The 16,259-nt window shown below is 34.9% G+C and carries 14 protein-coding genes; 3 read left to right on the top strand and 11 right to left on the bottom strand.

Going from position 1 to position 16,259, the window contains the following annotated elements; all coding sequences use genetic code 11:
• Window positions 1-79: 79 nt before the first annotated feature.
• Entirely contained in the window at window positions 80-1,804 is a 1,725-nt protein-coding gene (rho, locus tag YWA_RS0109640) for a transcription termination factor Rho (protein ID WP_022828308.1), read from the bottom strand.
• Window positions 1,805-1,991: 187 nt separating this feature from the next.
• Between rho and YWA_RS0109635 the strand changes: the two genes are divergently transcribed.
• Window positions 1,992-2,411 (top strand): DUF4293 domain-containing protein, encoded by a 420-nt coding sequence (locus tag YWA_RS0109635; RefSeq protein WP_026718719.1) that lies wholly within the window; start codon window positions 1,992-1,994, stop codon window positions 2,409-2,411.
• 420 nt (window positions 2,412-2,831) lie between these two features.
• Here YWA_RS0109635 and smpB read toward each other — a convergent pair whose 3' ends face one another.
• Complete coding sequence (gene smpB / locus YWA_RS0109625; protein ID WP_022828306.1) at window positions 2,832-3,290, bottom strand: SsrA-binding protein SmpB; 459 nt, start codon at window positions 3,288-3,290, stop codon at window positions 2,832-2,834.
• 126 nt (window positions 3,291-3,416) lie between these two features.
• Between smpB and YWA_RS0109620 the strand changes: the two genes are divergently transcribed.
• A complete protein-coding gene (locus tag YWA_RS0109620) occupies window positions 3,417-3,653 on the top strand; it encodes a VF530 family protein (protein WP_022828305.1) in 237 nt (78 codons plus the stop codon).
• Window positions 3,654-3,658: 5 nt separating this feature from the next.
• On the opposite strand, the gene YWA_RS0109615 is transcribed toward YWA_RS0109620, so the two are convergent.
• The 8 genes from YWA_RS0109615 to hpt all read right to left on the bottom strand — a co-directional run bounded on the left by YWA_RS0109615 (window position 3,659) and on the right by hpt (window position 11,410).
• The gene (locus YWA_RS0109615; protein ID WP_022828304.1) at window positions 3,659-5,263 is read right to left on the bottom strand and encodes a hypothetical protein; all 1,605 of its coding nucleotides are present in this window, start codon (window positions 5,261-5,263) and stop codon (window positions 3,659-3,661) included.
• Entirely contained in the window at window positions 5,202-6,362 is a 1,161-nt protein-coding gene (locus tag YWA_RS0109610) for an ABC transporter ATP-binding protein (RefSeq protein ID WP_022828303.1), read from the bottom strand. The genes YWA_RS0109615 and YWA_RS0109610 overlap by 62 nt, the downstream gene beginning before the upstream one ends.
• Window positions 6,363-6,466: 104 nt before the next feature.
• Window positions 6,467-6,868 (bottom strand): hypothetical protein, encoded by a 402-nt coding sequence (locus YWA_RS0109605; protein ID WP_022828302.1) that lies wholly within the window; start codon window positions 6,866-6,868, stop codon window positions 6,467-6,469.
• A gap of 72 nt (window positions 6,869-6,940) precedes the next feature.
• Window positions 6,941-7,795, bottom strand: a complete 855-nt coding sequence (locus tag YWA_RS0109600; RefSeq protein ID WP_022828301.1) for an aldose 1-epimerase family protein — start codon at window positions 7,793-7,795, stop codon at window positions 6,941-6,943.
• Between the two features lie 67 nt (window positions 7,796-7,862).
• Entirely contained in the window at window positions 7,863-8,870 is a 1,008-nt protein-coding gene (gene obgE, locus YWA_RS0109595; RefSeq protein ID WP_022828300.1) for a GTPase ObgE, read from the bottom strand.
• A 63-nt stretch (window positions 8,871-8,933) separates the two neighbouring features.
• A complete protein-coding gene (locus YWA_RS0109590; protein ID WP_022828299.1) occupies window positions 8,934-10,211 on the bottom strand; it encodes a hemolysin family protein in 1,278 nt (425 codons plus the stop codon).
• Between the two features lie 52 nt (window positions 10,212-10,263).
• Complete coding sequence (locus YWA_RS0109585) at window positions 10,264-10,839, bottom strand: adenylate kinase (RefSeq protein ID WP_026718717.1); 576 nt, start codon at window positions 10,837-10,839, stop codon at window positions 10,264-10,266.
• Window positions 10,840-10,879: 40 nt separating this feature from the next.
• Window positions 10,880-11,410 (bottom strand): hypoxanthine phosphoribosyltransferase, encoded by a 531-nt coding sequence (gene hpt, locus YWA_RS0109580; RefSeq protein WP_026718716.1) that lies wholly within the window; start codon window positions 11,408-11,410, stop codon window positions 10,880-10,882.
• 257 nt (window positions 11,411-11,667) lie between these two features.
• Here hpt and YWA_RS0109575 point away from each other — a divergent pair, with 257 nt between their 5' ends.
• Window positions 11,668-12,549 (top strand): hypothetical protein, encoded by an 882-nt coding sequence (locus tag YWA_RS0109575; protein WP_022828298.1) that lies wholly within the window; start codon window positions 11,668-11,670, stop codon window positions 12,547-12,549.
• On the opposite strand, the gene YWA_RS0109570 is transcribed toward YWA_RS0109575, so the two are convergent.
• On the bottom strand, window positions 12,532-16,257 hold the full coding sequence (locus YWA_RS0109570; RefSeq protein WP_022828297.1) for a metallophosphoesterase: 3,726 nt from the start codon (window positions 16,255-16,257) through the stop codon (window positions 12,532-12,534). The two genes, YWA_RS0109575 and YWA_RS0109570, sit on opposite strands and share 18 nt — an antisense overlap.
• Window positions 16,258-16,259: the final 2 nt, after the last annotated feature.

The following is a 16,259-nucleotide window of genomic DNA, read 5'->3' as shown; positions in this document are numbered from 1 at the left end:
TTCTATATTAAAATGAAAAAACTCCGATACTAATTTAATTTAGCATCGGAGTTTTTTCTATTTATAATAATGTGAAAAATTAGCCTTGATTCATTGAGATTAGGAATTCCTCATTATTTCTCGTTTTCTTAAATCGATCGTTGATGAAGTCCATTGCTTCTACTGGATTCATATCCGAAAGGTATTTTCGCATAATCCACATACGTTGCAATGTTTTTTCGTCCAATAGTAAATCGTCGCGACGTGTACTTGACGATGTCAAATCGATTGCTGGGAAAATACGTTTGTTGGCAATTTTTCTGTCCAACTGCAATTCCATATTTCCTGTTCCTTTGAATTCTTCGAAGATTACTTCATCCATTTTAGAACCGGTTTCTGTCAATGCCGTAGCGATGATACTTAATGAACCACCATTCTCAACATTTCTTGCCGCACCAAAGAAACGTTTTGGTTTCTGTAATGCATTTGCATCTACTCCACCACTTAACACTTTTCCTGACGCAGGTTGAACCGTATTGTATGCTCTTGCTAAACGTGTAATCGAATCCAAGAGAATCACAACATCATGTCCACATTCCACTAAACGTTTTGCTTTTTCTAAAACAATATTCGCAATTTTCACGTGTTCCTGTGGTTCACGGTCAAATGTTGAAGCAACTACCTCTCCACGAACGCTACGTTGCATATCTGTAACCTCTTCTGGTCGTTCGTCAATTAATAAAACGATCAAATACACTTCTGGATGATTCGCGGCAATTGCATTTGCGATGTCCTTTAACAACATGGTTTTACCCGTTTTCGGTTGGGCAACGATCATTCCACGTTGTCCTTTTCCAATTGGCGAAAACAAATCGATAATTCGAGTGGAAATTGTACTTTCTTTCTCTGCTAATCTGAATTTTTCATCTGGAAAAACCGGCGTTAAATGTTCAAAAGAAACACGATCGCGAACCACTTGCGGATCATGTCCGTTGATTTTTAACACACGAACTAATGGGAAGAACTTCTCGCCTTCTTTTGGAGGACGAACTACGCCTTTGACTGTATCACCCGTTTTTAAGCCAAAAAGACGTACTTGCGAGTTTGACAAATAAATATCATCCGGAGAAGCTAAATAATTGTAATCCGAAGAACGTAAAAATCCGTATCCGTCAGGCATCATTTCTAAAACACCTTCACTTTCAATAATCCCGTCGAATTCAAAATCAGAATCGCGGTAATTATTTTTCTTGTTCTTCTGGCTTGGGTTCTGCGGTGCATTTCCGTTACCATTTGAATTTTGATTTGGATTTTGGCTCGGGTTTATCTTCGAATTCGGGTTTGCTTTTTGAGCATGAACCGGTTTTTTAGGCTTTGTCTCCTCTTCAGAAGTTGCTGATTCTAGATTTTCAGAAGTAGCAGTGACTTCTTTAACACCTTCATCAGCTGATTTACGTTCAACGGCAGCGTTGACTTTACTTTCGTATTTTGCCTTATTAAACTTGATTACTTTTCGTTCAGGAGCGATTTTTACTTCTGCTTCAGTAGTAGTTTCGTTTTTTTGAACATCCGTTGCAGCCAAATTTAAATCACTTGCAGCGTCGTCTTGCTTTTTTGTAGGAACAATGCGTGTTCTTTTTGGGCTTTCATCCGATGGTGTTTGAACAGTTTCAGCAGCAGGAGAAGGCTTTGCCTCGCTTTGCTTTTGTAAAATTTGTTCAACAAGAAGATCTTTTTTGACACCTGCTGATTTGATTTTTGCCAACTTGGCTATGTCTTGAAGCTCAGCCAGCTTCATTTGCTTTAATGCAGAAATTTCAAACATGTATGTTTATTTGAATTAATTAGTTCGGAAGTTGTAGTGAGATGTTGTTGTGCAATATTATTTGTCTTGCAAACCCTAAAAGATGAAGTACTTATAGGTTTATACTGCAATATTACGAATAAATTTTTAGCTTACAATAGTATTTTTCAAAAAGAAGATATATTTTTGCGTTAGATTTTTATAAAAAATGTTACAAAGAATACAAACCATTTACCTTATTCTCGCTGCAGTTGTCACTGGAGTTTTGCCTTTTGTTTTTCCACTTTGGAAACAAGTAACAGGAACTGCAATTGCCGACTTCTATTTCATGACCGAAATAAGTTACGTGGCGTTATTTGGATTAAGTACTACTTTATCCATTGTAAGTATTATGAGTTTTAAAAAGAGACAAAATCAATTTGTCATGGGCAGATTGAACATCATATTGAATTTATTTTTATTAGGGTTATTTGTGTATCGGTTACTAACGGTATCTGGAGAAACTTCGGTTTCTGAGAAAGGTATTGGGATGTTCCTTCCTATTGTTGCTATCGTTTTTTTGGTCTTGGCCAATAAAGCCATCAAGAAGGATGAAGATCTCGTAAAATCTGTGGATCGATTGAGATAAACCTATAAACTTAGTTTATTAGTGCGAAGAAAAGTCCTGACGAAAGTTGGGACTTTTTTTGTTTTATACTTTTTTAATCTACTACTAATTTGGGCGTTCCCCTCCGCAAAAACTTCGGGTCAGGCTGTTCGTTCCCGCTTTTATTGTCTCGTCCCAAAAGACGACACAATAAAGAGCTCCACTTCCATCCTTAACGCGAAATCCCGCAGCGCCAGAAAAGATATTTTTATTCTGAAATCTTAATTTTGGTAGGAAATTTAAAACTTGGAAATCTTCATTCAAACAAGATCCCGAAATAAATTCGGCATGACAAATATCTATATTTTATCCCGTAATTGTCAAGTTGCATTTATTTCAGCTTCTCACAAAATTAGATATCGAAATGAATTTGGCATCACAAAATGAGAGTTATGTAGAAACTTACTTATAAATCTTCTTAATCCTGTCCAGATCACGTTTCGTATCTTGTTCTTTCAAAGATTCGCGTTTGTCGTACGTCTTTTTACCTCGAGCTAAAGAAATCTCAAGTTTCGCCATTCCTTTTTCATTGGTATACAATTTAAGTGGCACAATAGTCAAGCCTTTCGCTTGCACGTTTTTTGCTAAATTTTTCAGTTCCCGTTTGTTCAACAACAATTTACGTTCGCTTCGCGCTTTATGGTTGAATTGATTCCCGAAAGCATATTCTTCAATATACATATTGATCACGAAAAGTTCACCACGTTCATTGAATTCGCAGAAGCTTTCCGTAATGTTTGCTTTTCCCAACCGAATGGATTTGATTTCCGTTCCGGTTAAAACAATTCCAGCGGAATATTTCTCGATTAATTCAAAATCAAAACGAGCACGTTTATTTAATATATTTATTGTCTTTAGCATAGGATTGCAAATGTAGTGACATTCCTTTAAATCGTCAATAGATTTTGAATATTGGTCACCGTTTTTATTTTAATAGTTGCAAAAAATACGCACTTTTGCTAAATCAAAACTTCCAAATTATAAAACATGAATAATCCGAATCCAAAAAATCCACTTCACGGCATTACTTTACAGAAAATGCTTGAAGACTTAATTCAGTTTTACGGATTTGACACCTTGGGCGAATTGATCAAAATCAAATGTTTTACGGACAATCCAAGTTTAAAATCCAGCTTGACTTTTCTGCGAAAAACACCTTGGGCCCGCGAAAAAGTCGAAGAATTATACTTGAGAACACTTCCTAAAATCATTGGAAAAATATAAATTACTTATTCCTCAGGAATTCCACGCCATTTTTTAATCACTCGTGAAAGCAGAAACAATACAAAAACGAGTAACAGTAAATTTAATTGAGCTAATAAAACGACGTTAGTTTCAATCCAATCAATTTTTGGAAATTCCTCGACAACCACACCTGTCTCAAAATTATATCGGTTGTTGTATCCCGAATATTTTTTTACAAAATCCATCACGATGACGTAGATCATTGGCAAAAATCCAGGTAACAACCACAACATTTGATTTAAAGCAATTCCCGAAAGCTTCTTGCCCTTTTTCTGATAATAAACCACAATAAAATAGACAAATACAAGTAAGAAATAGAGCAAATAGAGCATGGGAAAAGTCAAGCTATAACTGAAAAGTGCGGTTCCAATTCCGAAAATAATTTGAACAACACCCATTGCAATCAAGGAGATAGTCCATTTTCGAGCAGAGGTAACTCTGAAACTGAAAACCAATAATGAACCACCGAAACCGAGATACAGAACGACCATAATGTAATCTAAATCTACTAACGAATTTCCCCAGGCTTCCGCGACTTTAGCGTAAAATCGATATAACGGTTTATGACTTACGTAATATTTTGAGTAGACGTATTGTTGTTCATTTTCTGTTTTAATTGTTGTAGTAGTGGTGTCGCGACTAGAAATCACATCATCACTTTCCATTACTACTTCATTTTCTTTAAATCCATATTCGTATAAAAGATCTCTTTCAGAAGTTCCAATTACTTTATAAGTTGTAAATTCTGGATAATTATATACCAAATCCATCCATTGTTCAGCTGATATATTCGACTTCAACTTATGTTCATTTGCAACAGCAAAATAATCTTGGAAAATTTTTAAAATTTGCGCTTTATCATCTCGTTTCATCCAACGTTGCACTTGAAGGCGACGTAAAGAATCACTTTCAGAATTAAACGAAGGAAACATTTCCATGTTTTTATTCATCAAAGAATTTAAAGCATATCTTTTGCCTTCAAACGGAAATGAATCACGCTGAACTTGAATAATTTTACCATTAACCGTTTTATCTTCCCAGTTACTTTCCTTAAAACTTCCCTGCAGAAACATCGACGCTTTACTGATCGTCTCGCAACGTTCTAACACAACTTTATGGGACATATTACTTCGCATCTGCACATTTGCTCCTAGAACTGCCGAAAGTGCATAACTAAAAGTGGACAAGCAAAAGATTAAAATGAGCATCCATTCCTTAAATAACGCATTATTGGTTTTAGGATAAAAAGCCTTAAACGCATTGTTTCTAAAATACAAAACACACCAAATGATCGAAACCAAAACCGATATCAGAATGGCAAATAAATTGATCGTAATTGCATTACTGTCCTGATTGTAATAATTATGAATTTGCACCGAATGTACAATTGCATTTTGATAACCAACTGCAAAAAACAGAAGGTGAATCAGTAATGAAATCAGCAAAAACGGAATTATTTTAGTATTCCAAATCAAGGGATAATTGTAAACAAATTTATGATTGAAGTTTTTAAACATGATGACGAATTTAGGAGATGAAGAAACGACGCGTTGAGTTGGAAATATTCCTGTAATATTGAATCGGAACATTGTGCTCCGTCAACATTTGCAAAAATTGCGAGGGCGAAAGTGCTGCTGTACAAGTCGCAATATAAACCCCTCCATTGATCTGCAAGTCAATTAATTCCCTTTCGAATATTGGAATTAGCTGATTTTTTGTCCATTCCGTTTCAAACTCATAAATGAAATTTTGAACTTCAATTGCGTCGTTTTCGTTTACTCTATTTTCGTACAAGTTTTTCTGTGAACCGTTTTTCAAAAAGATAACCTGGTCCGAAGTTTTCTCCACTTCATATAATTGTTGTGAACTCAACACAATCCCAATTGGTCGAAATGGCGACTTTGAAATCGCTTTAAAATCCTCTAAAATCGTTTGCTGAGCCAAAATATCTAAATTAGCCAACGGTTCATCTATCAACAGTATTTTAGGTTTACGTAAAAGCATGTGTGCTAGTTCCAAACGCATTTTGAATCCAGACGATAAATCTTTCCAACCATAATCCCGAAACTTTCTCAAGCCCAAACGTGCCATAATCAAGTTAACAACTAGGACATTTTCATTAGGCTTATAGCCATAACTTGCAGCTGCAAATTCTAAATTTGTAAATACGGAGCCGTACCATGTTTCTGTTCGTTGCGGAATATAAACGAGCTGTGTTCTTAAATCATATAAATCGTCGTACTGAAAATGATAGTTCAGTTCGCCTGATGTAGAAAATAATTCCCCACAAAGCAAACGCAATAACGTGGTTTTTCCATTTCCGTTTTCGCCCACTAAACCTAAAATTTCTCCGTGATGTAGATTCAAATTAACAGGACCAAGAGAAAATCGCCCTGAAGGATATATTTTTTCTAAAGCTGTGACACTAACTAAAAGTTTAGATTCTGGAATTTCCTTTTGACTCAAGAATGCAAAGAGTTCGTCTAAAAGTGACTGAAATTTTATCTTTTTCTCCGGAATGTTTTCGGAATTTGAATCTAACCAATCTAGCAAATCATTGGTTTTTTGATAAAACGCTACCGATTCAGTATCGAGTGTTAAGTCAATAATTCGTTTGGTTAAAATCGCAAAATCATCGTATTTTAAGTAATCGACAATCTGTTCAAACTGCAGTTGAAAAGCATTCATTGGCACATTTATTTAATCAAATATAATTAAATAAAGGGAAGAAAAATACGCACAAAAAAAAGTCTTGAAAAAAATTCAAGACTTTTAAGTGTAGGATGAGTTCGTTATTCTACTGTTACCGTATGCTCGACAAAAGTTTCGTTTGTCTTTTTAAATTTGACCAAATAGGTTCCCGGTATACTTTTCTTAAACGTATAATTTGATTTTTGCGTGCTTTCTACTTCATCACAACTACAAGCGTCGTAAGTTGTATTTACGGTAACGATATCAACCATAGGCTGCAAATCTTCATTTTTATAGAAAGAATAAAAATTACCACAATTTTTTTTGGTTTTGTAGGAAACTTCTAGTAAAATTGGCACATCAACAACTGCTTCTGTTGGGCCAGTGACTGCTAGTGCGGGAACGCCAACAACTGCTGGACAACTGCTTGATCCTGTACTTCCGATATCGCAACTTGCAAATAAAACCGCTGTAAATGCGATTAGAGAGATTTTCTTGAACATAATGATTAGTTTAATGGTAGATGCAACTACTTTGAAAGGGTTGCTTTTTTAATTGAATAATTATCTTAAATTTTATTGTACTGCAATTTCAATGCTGTACGTTGCCGAAAATTGACCGTTTTTTTCCAACGATTGAATGCCTGACTTTTCTTCTAATTTCTGTGAACTTACCACTTCATCCGCATGACCAAACCAAGGTTCGATGCAAATAAATGGAGCATTCACTTTTGTCCAAATTCCCAAATCAGGAAAGTTTTTGAAATTTATTTTTAAAAAATCTTTCGCATTTTCTTGAATTGTAATTGCTTGTATTTTATGGTTTTTGAATACCAACGCATCTTTTTCAAAGAGTTGATAATGGAGTGGCAAATGGTTGCTTTCAACTTCAAGATTTTGTATTTCAGCGGATAAAAGATGATCTTCTAGAAACGAAAATTGCAATGCTTCGTCTGTTTCAAAAACCAATGAATAGTGATCAAAATTTTCAGCTAGCGCAAAACCAGGATGTCCACCAATTGAGAAAAACAGGTTGCCGCTTGAATTATTTTTCACTTTGTAAGCAACTGTTAATTGGTTTTCTACTAAACGATATTCAATTTGCAATTCAAAACAAAACGGATATACTTTAAGTGTTTCCGCATCTTCTTGTAAAGAAAACAGAATTGTATGTTCCGTTTGTTCAACAATTTGAAATTGCTTTTCTCGTGCAAAGCCATGTCTTGGCAAGGTATATTCTTTTCCTCCAAAGAAATAAACATCGTCTTTTAAGGAGCCAATTGTGGGAAACAAAATAGGAGAATGCTTATCCCAAAATTCAGGATTACCTTCCCAAATGTATTCCTTTTCATTAGACTTCAGCGAAATAAGTTCCGCACCTAAAGTATCGAAAGTCGCTTCTAAAATGTTGTTTTTAATCTGAACTCTCATAAAAAAATAATGCTATTTCACAAAAAAAGTCAGCGATAACGCCGACTTTCTTAAAATTTTTTGAATATTATTCTTGTTCTTTATTCAACATTTCCCATAACTTATCTTTCAACTCCACAAGTCCTTGTTGCGCAACGGATGAGATAAACATGTAAGGAATAGTCAATTCTTTGTCTAATTGTGTTTTCAATTCCGCTTTTAATTCGTCGTCAAGCATGTCGCATTTTGAAATAACTAACATTCGCTCTTTGTCTAACATTTCAGGATTGTACTTCGTCAATTCATTCACAAGAATGTCGTATTCTCCTTTGATATCTTCGGTATCGACAGGAACTAAAAACAACAATGTTGAATTTCTTTCAATGTGACGCAAGAAATAATGCCCCAACCCTTTTCCTTCTGCAGCACCTTCAATAATTCCAGGAATATCAGCAATCACAAAAGATTGATAATCTCTGTACGCTACAATTCCCAAGTTTGGTTTTAATGTTGTAAACGGATAATCAGCAATTTTTGGCTTAGCAGAAGTCAACACAGAAAGCAAAGTAGATTTTCCTGCATTTGGAAAACCAACTAATCCCACATCCGCTAAAACTTTAAGTTCTAAAACGATATCACTTTCTTCTGAAGGTAAACCCGGTTGAGCATAACGAGGCGTTTGATTTGTAGAGCTTCTAAAGTGCCAGTTTCCTAAACCACCTTTTCCACCTTGAGCGATGATTCTTTTCTCATCATGTTCTGTAATTTCAAACATGATTTCATTCGTTTCCTTGTCGCGAACAACAGTACCTAAAGGAACTTCGATAAATTTATCGTCTCCATTAGCTCCCGTACTTCGGTCTCCTCCTCCATCTCCACCGTGACCAGCTTTAATGTGTCGCGCGAATTTCAAGTGAAATAAAGTCCACAAACTTTTATTTCCAACCAAGTAAACGTGACCACCTCGCCCACCATCTCCACCATCAGGTCCACCTTTTTCGATAAATTTTTCACGGTGCAAATGCGTTGAACCCTTTCCTCCTTTTCCGGAAGAAACATATATTTTTACGTAATCTACAAAATTTCCTTCTGTCATTTCTTTTGTTTTCAGTTGTCGGTTTTCAGTTGTCAGTTAAAACTGATAACGGAAAACGAACTACTATTTTTCTTTTAGTGCCTTAATTAACACTTTATCAATCTTCACACCGTCCATATCAATCACTTCCAACTCTAAACCGTTCCACTTTAGTTTCTCTCCTTGCTTTGGAATACGCGAAAGTTCGGTCATTATTAAACCACTAACGGTCGTAACATCATAGTCATTAATCAATTCGTCAAACTCAAAATAGGTTAAGAAATCGTGTAACGAATAATGTCCGTCTACCAACCAAGTTCCGTCTTCGCGTTCCACCAATTGAAAATCTTCTTTATAAAAATCAGAAGCGTTACCCACTAATGCTTCTAAAATATCATTTAAGGTAATAATTCCCTGAAATACACCGTATTCATCAGAAACAAACGCATAATGAATTCCACTTTGTTTGAACGTTTCCAATGCTTTATAAGCGGTCGTTTGTTCCATCATAAATGGTGCGTCAGTAACGATATCAGGAAGATTGAATGAATTTTTATTAATATTCGCGAAAATATTTTTCAAATTCACACAACCTACAATGTCGTCGTAATTTTCTCCATAAACCGGATAAACCGAATGTAATTCTTTCAACATCAATTCGGTCACTTGCGTCTTATTGGCATCAATTGGCAAGAAAACTACAGATTTTCTGTGCGTCATCAAGGAGTTGACCTTTCGGTCGCCAATATGAAAAACACGTTCCACAATATCTTGTTCAATCTCCTGAACTTCTCCACCTTCTGTACCTTCTTTGATAATGGCCTTAATCTCTTCTTCAGTCACTTTACCGTCAGAAGAAGGTTTAATCATTAAAACTTTCAATAGAAATTCGGTTGAAATGGTCAATAACCAAATAAACGGTGCCGTAATAATGGAAACCACTTTCATAGGAACAGCAACTGCTTTCGCTATTTTTTCAGGATGATTTAATCCAATTCGCTTTGGAAGCAATTCCCCCAAAACTAAAGAGAAAAAAGTCAGAACAACCACAACTAAACCTACCGCAAGAGAATCAGCATACGGCCTTAAAACTTCAAAACCTTGAATGAATACTTTTACATCAGAAGTAATTTTATCTCCACTAAAAATACCTGTTAAAATTCCAATTAAGGTAATTCCAATTTGTACTGTTGATAAAAATTTATTTGGCGAATTGGCCAATTCCAAAGCTATTTTCGCGCTTTTGTTGCCTTTTTTTGCAGCCGTTTCCAATCGGTTTTTTCGCGCAGAAATAAGTGAAATTTCTGACATAGAAAAAACACCATTCAGAATAATTAAAAAGAGAACAATGAGTATTTCCATTATTATATTTAAGACTTTAGATTCTTGGCGTCGTTGCCAAAATCTAACTAAACTATTTTAGACTATTGATCACAAGACTTAAGCGTTCGGTAATTTCTTGGATTGAACCAATGCCGTTTACGCTGTGAAATTTATTTTGACCTTTATAATAATCCATTAAAGGTGCCGTTTTTTCGTTGTATTCTTGGTACCGGTTTCTGATTTTTTCGGCATCTTGATCGTCTGGTCTTCCAGAAGTTTTTCCGCGTTCCAATATTCTTTTTACCAAAACCTCATCGTCTGCTTCTAAAGCTATTGTTGCGGTAATTTGCTCGTTTTTCGACTCTAAAAAAGCATCTAATGCTTCCGCTTGTGAAAGTGTTCTTGGAAAACCATCAAACAAAAACCCACTAGAATCAGGGTGATTGTTGCATTCACTTTCTAACATTTTGATGGTTACTGCATCGGGAACAAGTTCACCTTTATCCATAAAAGTCTTAGCCAACTTTCCTAAATCAGTATCACCCTTGATGTTAAATCTAAAAATATCTCCTGTTGAAAGATGTGTTAAATTGTATTTGGTTTTTAAAAATTCAGCTTGTGTTCCTTTTCCCGCTCCAGGTTTTCCGAATAAAACGATATTAATCATTGTGTAGTTGAGTGTGTTGTATTGTTGTGTTCTTGTAAAATTATTCTTTTAACTGATAAACTTCAGGTAAATTTCGACCTAAACCGTCGTAATCTAATCCAAAACCTACTATAAATTTGTTAGGAATTCGAATCCCAACGTAATCTAGTTTTATGTCTTTTTTATATGCTTCAGGTTTGAAAAACAAAGTAGCGATTTTAAAATGCTTTACTTTTTTAGACTTTAAAATTTCTTTTAAAACTTCAATTGTGTTTCCAGTATCTACAATATCTTCCACTATAATTACCGTTTTACCCTCTAAATCTTGGTTCAAACCAATTAACTCGTTGACTGTATTCGTGGTTTCCATTCCGCTGTAAGAAGACATTTTTACAAAACTAACTTCGCACATGCCGCGGTAATGTTTCATCAAATCAGATAAAACCATAAAAGAACCGTTTAAAACACCAATAAAAATGGGCTGTTCATCAAAAAAATCATCGTCCATTTGTTTCGCCATATTCTTAATTGCGAAGTCAATTTCTTCGGCTGAAATAAAAGGAACGAAATGTTTATCGTGAAGTTGTATCATAAGTAGTCTACTTTTAAAATAAACGACAAATTTACAAAGTATTAGCTATTCATACTAAGGTATTTTTAATTTTTTACGATTTAGATTTTTTAGCACGGAAATCCAGATTTTAAATTACATTTTTACATGCTATATTTCTACAGAAAAAAGACTTGAGAGAAATTATACCAACTCATATCCTATTTCAAAATTACAAGTACGATGTTAAAATTAAAACGGCCTTCCGCTTTTATTTCTACTTTTATAAAAAAAAGAAAATGTTTCCAAAAGCCATTCCTTATTTACTCAGTCTCTTTGTTTTGTCCTTTTGCACAAACGCTGATTCAAACGTAGATTTTACAACGTTATTCCAATTACCGAATAATATGAAAGAATCTTCGGCAGTGGAAGTCACTGAAAAGTCAGATTTGATATGGACCATACAAGATCGTGGGAACAAACCCGAAATATTTGGATTGGACAGCGAAGGAAAAATTGCTCAACAAGGCATTATTCAAGATATTGAAAATGTGGATTGGGAAGATTTGACTTCCGATAAAGAAGGAAACTTATATATTGGTGACTTTGGAAACAATAAAAACGATCGAAAAGATTTGGCTATTTACAAGATTGACGCTGCACATTTACTGCAAAAAGAGATCAACATTTCTGGCAAAATCTCCTTCTATTTGCCAGAGCAAAAGGCATTCCCTCCAAAAAAATCGAATCGCATATTTGACGTAGAAGCATTTTTTATTTTTAAAGACAATTTCTACTTGTTTACCAAAAACAGAAGTTCAAAATTTGACGGCACTACTTCCTTATATAAAGTCCCAAACGCTCCCGGAACTCATGCAGCAGAATTAATTTCGAGTTTTAAAACCTGCGAAAATTTTAATCATTGTGCCATTACTAGTGCAGATATTAGTTCGAGTGGCAAGACAATTGCATTATTGAGTTCAGATCAAGTTTGGCTCTTCAGCAATTTTAAAGAGGATGATTTCTTCAATGGAAAGATGAAAAACAGGCAACTTCCAACGTTCACGCAAAAGGAAGGGATTTGCTTTAAGGACGAAAATACACTCTACATCACAGACGAAAAGGACAAGAAAACGGGTGGAAATCTCTATAAATTAAATCTATTAAAAACCAAAAAGTAAGCCAACCGAAACGCGTCCTCCATCTTCACCTTGGAAATAAGACACTTTTCCGGTAACCACATTAGCACCGTTGATCCACATTCCGCCGCCATAGGAATTGTGCCATTTATTTGAAAAATCATTTTCTAACCAAACGCGTCCTAAGTCAAAACCGGTAAACAAACCGTATTTCCCTGGAACCAAAATGTTTCGAATTTTACCTATTTCAAACCGAACGTCTGAAGTCATAAATAACGATTGCTTTCCTGAAAATCGTTCAAAACGATACGCTCTCAAGTCAGAATCGCCGCCAATTTGTGCCATTTGGTAAAACAAATAATCAGTACTAAAAAGCATTTTAGTTTTTGCTAACGTACTAAAAACAAGCTTATCCGATTTGGTGATTTTATGAACAAAACCTAGAGCGGTTTCAAAGTAAGGCACCTTTTTATTTGTCTGATCTAAATTTACTTCATAACCGCCTTCCAGATAAAACTTCATTCCAAAAGTTGGATTTGAGGCGTTATCGTAATTTTCAAAAGCATATCGCACTTGTGCAGCTACATAATTTTGTGTCTGAAAAACTTCAGGATTGATGAACGCATTATCAAGAATAAAACGATTTGCCGTTCGATCCACCTCAACGGATCTGAAATTAAATTTGGCAAAAAAGCTTCCACCTGATTCCCCTTTCCAATGCATGGATGGTGCGAAACCTAAAGTTTGCGTTTTTATCCGATTGTAATTCATTCCTAAATTATCATCTGAATTTTGCGTTTCATTTCCATATCCAAAGAAATTAGAACTGAAGTTTGGACTTGTGACAACAGCATCTAATTCAAGTCGCCAATTATTTAAAACATTGGGAAATACGCCATTATACATAAATTCATAACCCTGTGTTGCGAAGTAATAATTAGCTTTCACATTGTGCTTTTGTGAAAAGGGATTTCGGATAAACGAATTGACTTTGTACGTCATCGAAACACCTACTTTAATACCATCATCAGGATTAAATCCAATATCTGGAGCAGTTGCAAAAGCATTAAATTTAGGTTTTTTATAATCGTACGTATTTAAATCATAACTGTCACTTAGCATTTTTGTTGTTTTTCTATCAACTTCAAACGTATTATTTTTTGATTTATAGTCAACAATTGCAACGCGTTTTCCATTCTCAATGGTGTACAAATCATTGTTCAAACCGCCAATTAATTTTAAGCGAATAGATCCCGATTCTTTTCCTTTCACTTCAAAAATATCATCCCCATCTAATCCATAAACCCACAAGTGCTTCGTTTCGTTATTCTCATAAATCCGTTTGTACTGAAACTCTTCACCTGTTTTCTTCAATCGAAAAATACTCACTTCTGTTGTACCATCACGCAGTCTATTAATGACAAATTTATCTTTTTTGTTGGTTCCAACAATCAATACCGTACGTTGCAGAACTTTATAATAATCGGTGGCAAACACATTTAAGTTGGCTCTTCTCGCTTTCAAAAATGATCTTATTTCATCACTACTTTTATCGTGCACTTCAATAGGCAATTGTGCAAAAGCAGCATCAATTGCGGCATCAGAAAGATTTTCTTTTATATATTCAGCTTGCTCAAGCCATAGTTTTTCATCAGCGGTTTTTAGAAATTTTAAATCAAGTGGATAAGGTTCCATATTGAACCATTTAATGTTTCTAATATCCGATTTAAAACCCTGCATGTGTCGCAATTCAGGTGTAGTCATAATTAAAGTCAAAGCGACTCCGCCGTACTTAGGAAATGCTTGATCGCGATCGCGTGGAATAGGTTTGTAGATTATTTTTCCGCTTTCGTGAAATTCTCCCCAACGCCACTGATCAGAATGCCGGTCCCAATCGCCAATTAGCATATCAAAAAGTCGCGCTCGAACATAAGAAGTTTCGTCGATGGCATACTTTTCATCTTTAACCAGATTTGCTAAAACATCATCTGTACTCAAAATTGCTTTTGGATTTCCAAAACTTTCATAGTCTTTAAATCCATCCATCGGACGTTCTTCAATCATGTAGAGTTCATCGCCATAATTGGCATTAAATTCTTTTAATGCATTTTGTTTTGGCACAAAAAATAACTTCGGATTCGTGTGTGGTATTCCTATGGCTTCCGCCAAATTCCCTACGATAAAAGGAGTGTAGGGATGAGAAGAAGTATAAAAATCAAGCAGAAATCGTTCCGCATACGTGTTGTCAAAGTCATTTTCAATGGCCTGATTTTTAAACGCCACCGATTGAATAAAGCGTGTCGCGCTCTTTTTTATCCCTCGCATTACAAATTCCCGTCCCAAAGTATCCGTTAATCTTAAAGAATTAGACTGATGCCCTCCTCCAGCTTTTATTGGTTTTAAACCTCCAAATAACGTATCTAAATTTACATTTGCGACTTTTATGTCTTGAGAATAGATGGAGCGATAATGGTTTCCCCAAAGAAATTTATAAAAACTATTCTTCGTTGTAAATTCCTTCGTGTAAACAGACGCGACTTTAAATTGTTCGCGTGATAATTCATAATTTTCAATTGATTCGTTCTTTTTCTCAAGAACAACATGTCTGAATAAAAGTTTTTCTGAACCATTTTTAATGCCGTAAAAAGAGGCGTGTGCTTGTCCTTTACTTCCCACTTCTAAAACCGCATAACCATTGTATCCCGCAGAAAAATCATTTGCATTTCTTGCTCGAGCAGCTTCTAATTTTGAACCGGAACCACTGATAATTTGTTTCACGTTATTTTTCTCAACGTACTGCAAATTATGATCGTGTCCCGAAACTACAACTACATTGTTATATTTTTGAATCAATGTTTTTACTCGATTAGAAAATTCGGTGTATTTTTTATTTTGCAAATCCTGTGGACTCACACCACCGGTTTTCCGAATAAGATTAGCCAACGAAGCTAAAACCGGCATCGGAATTTTATTCTCTAACGGAAATAATTGTTTTTCTAATGAAAATTGTCCGCCGTGCGTTCCATTGGTCATTAATGGATGATGAACAGCAATTACTATGGTTTTATTTTGGTTTTTATTGAGTAAACTTTCTAATTCTTCAAATAACTGTTCACGGGATTTAATTTCACAATCTTCGTTAATACCGGGATTTTTATTCCAATCTGCTAAAAACCATTCGGAATCAATAGTTATTAAAACTAAATTCTCAGGAAGATTCAGTTTGTCAATTGCACAACCATTTCGCGGAAGGAAGGATTTCTTCTGTTTTAAGCCATTATTAATATAATCTTCTTGTCTTTTAACTCCTTTAATTCCGTCGCTGTACCAATCGTGATTTCCTGGAATGAAAATAGTTTTGCCTTTAAAATCAGTAGCAACACTCATTTGAACATCTAACTTTTGTTCTGCTAATTTTCTATCTTTATGGTTTTCTTCAGGTAAGCCACTTGGATAAATATTGTCACCTAGAAAAATTAATGTGCTGTTGGAATTGGCTTTGTTTAACTTATCCTTCAAGATGTTAAGCATATTTCCACCTGCTTCACGATCTGCATTTCCTGCGTCTCCCACTAAATAAAAAGTATGATTGACGTCAATATCTTCAGGAATTTCAGTAAAATCGATATTTATATTTTTTCCATATCGAGGTTCTTTCACAGCACAACTTGTGATGAATAAAGAGACAACCGAAACAATAAAAAGTATTTTAATAATTTCAAAAATGGAAGTATGACCAGAAAATTTCATAA

It is taken from the genome of Flavobacterium antarcticum DSM 19726 (assembly GCF_000419685.1).
GTDB classification, from domain to species: domain Bacteria; phylum Bacteroidota; class Bacteroidia; order Flavobacteriales; family Flavobacteriaceae; genus Flavobacterium; species Flavobacterium antarcticum.
Note: the sequence above shows the minus strand (reverse complement) of the source record. Positions and strands in the feature narration are given on the sequence as shown.

Excerpts from the sequence above, each read along its gene's own strand:
- rho (WP_022828308.1), bottom strand. The coding sequence starts at position 1,804 with ATGTTTGAAATTTCTGCATTAAAGCAAATGAAGCTGGCTGAGCTTCAA.
- YWA_RS0109635 (WP_026718719.1), top strand. The coding sequence starts at position 1,992 with ATGTTACAAAGAATACAAACCATTTACCTTATTCTCGCTGCAGTTGTC.
- smpB (WP_022828306.1), bottom strand. The coding sequence starts at position 3,290 with ATGCTAAAGACAATAAATATATTAAATAAACGTGCTCGTTTTGATTTT.
- YWA_RS0109620 (WP_022828305.1), top strand. The coding sequence starts at position 3,417 with ATGAATAATCCGAATCCAAAAAATCCACTTCACGGCATTACTTTACAG.
- YWA_RS0109615 (WP_022828304.1), bottom strand. The coding sequence starts at position 5,263 with ATGTTCCGATTCAATATTACAGGAATATTTCCAACTCAACGCGTCGTT.
- YWA_RS0109610 (WP_022828303.1), bottom strand. The coding sequence starts at position 6,362 with ATGAATGCTTTTCAACTGCAGTTTGAACAGATTGTCGATTACTTAAAA.
- YWA_RS0109605 (WP_022828302.1), bottom strand. The coding sequence starts at position 6,868 with ATGTTCAAGAAAATCTCTCTAATCGCATTTACAGCGGTTTTATTTGCA.
- YWA_RS0109600 (WP_022828301.1), bottom strand. The coding sequence starts at position 7,795 with ATGAGAGTTCAGATTAAAAACAACATTTTAGAAGCGACTTTCGATACT.
- obgE (WP_022828300.1), bottom strand. The coding sequence starts at position 8,870 with ATGACAGAAGGAAATTTTGTAGATTACGTAAAAATATATGTTTCTTCC.
- YWA_RS0109590 (WP_022828299.1), bottom strand. The coding sequence starts at position 10,211 with ATGGAAATACTCATTGTTCTCTTTTTAATTATTCTGAATGGTGTTTTT.
- YWA_RS0109585 (WP_026718717.1), bottom strand. The coding sequence starts at position 10,839 with ATGATTAATATCGTTTTATTCGGAAAACCTGGAGCGGGAAAAGGAACA.
- hpt (WP_026718716.1), bottom strand. The coding sequence starts at position 11,410 with ATGATACAACTTCACGATAAACATTTCGTTCCTTTTATTTCAGCCGAA.
- YWA_RS0109575 (WP_022828298.1), top strand. The coding sequence starts at position 11,668 with ATGTTTCCAAAAGCCATTCCTTATTTACTCAGTCTCTTTGTTTTGTCC.
- YWA_RS0109570 (WP_022828297.1), bottom strand. The coding sequence starts at position 16,257 with ATGAAATTTTCTGGTCATACTTCCATTTTTGAAATTATTAAAATACTT.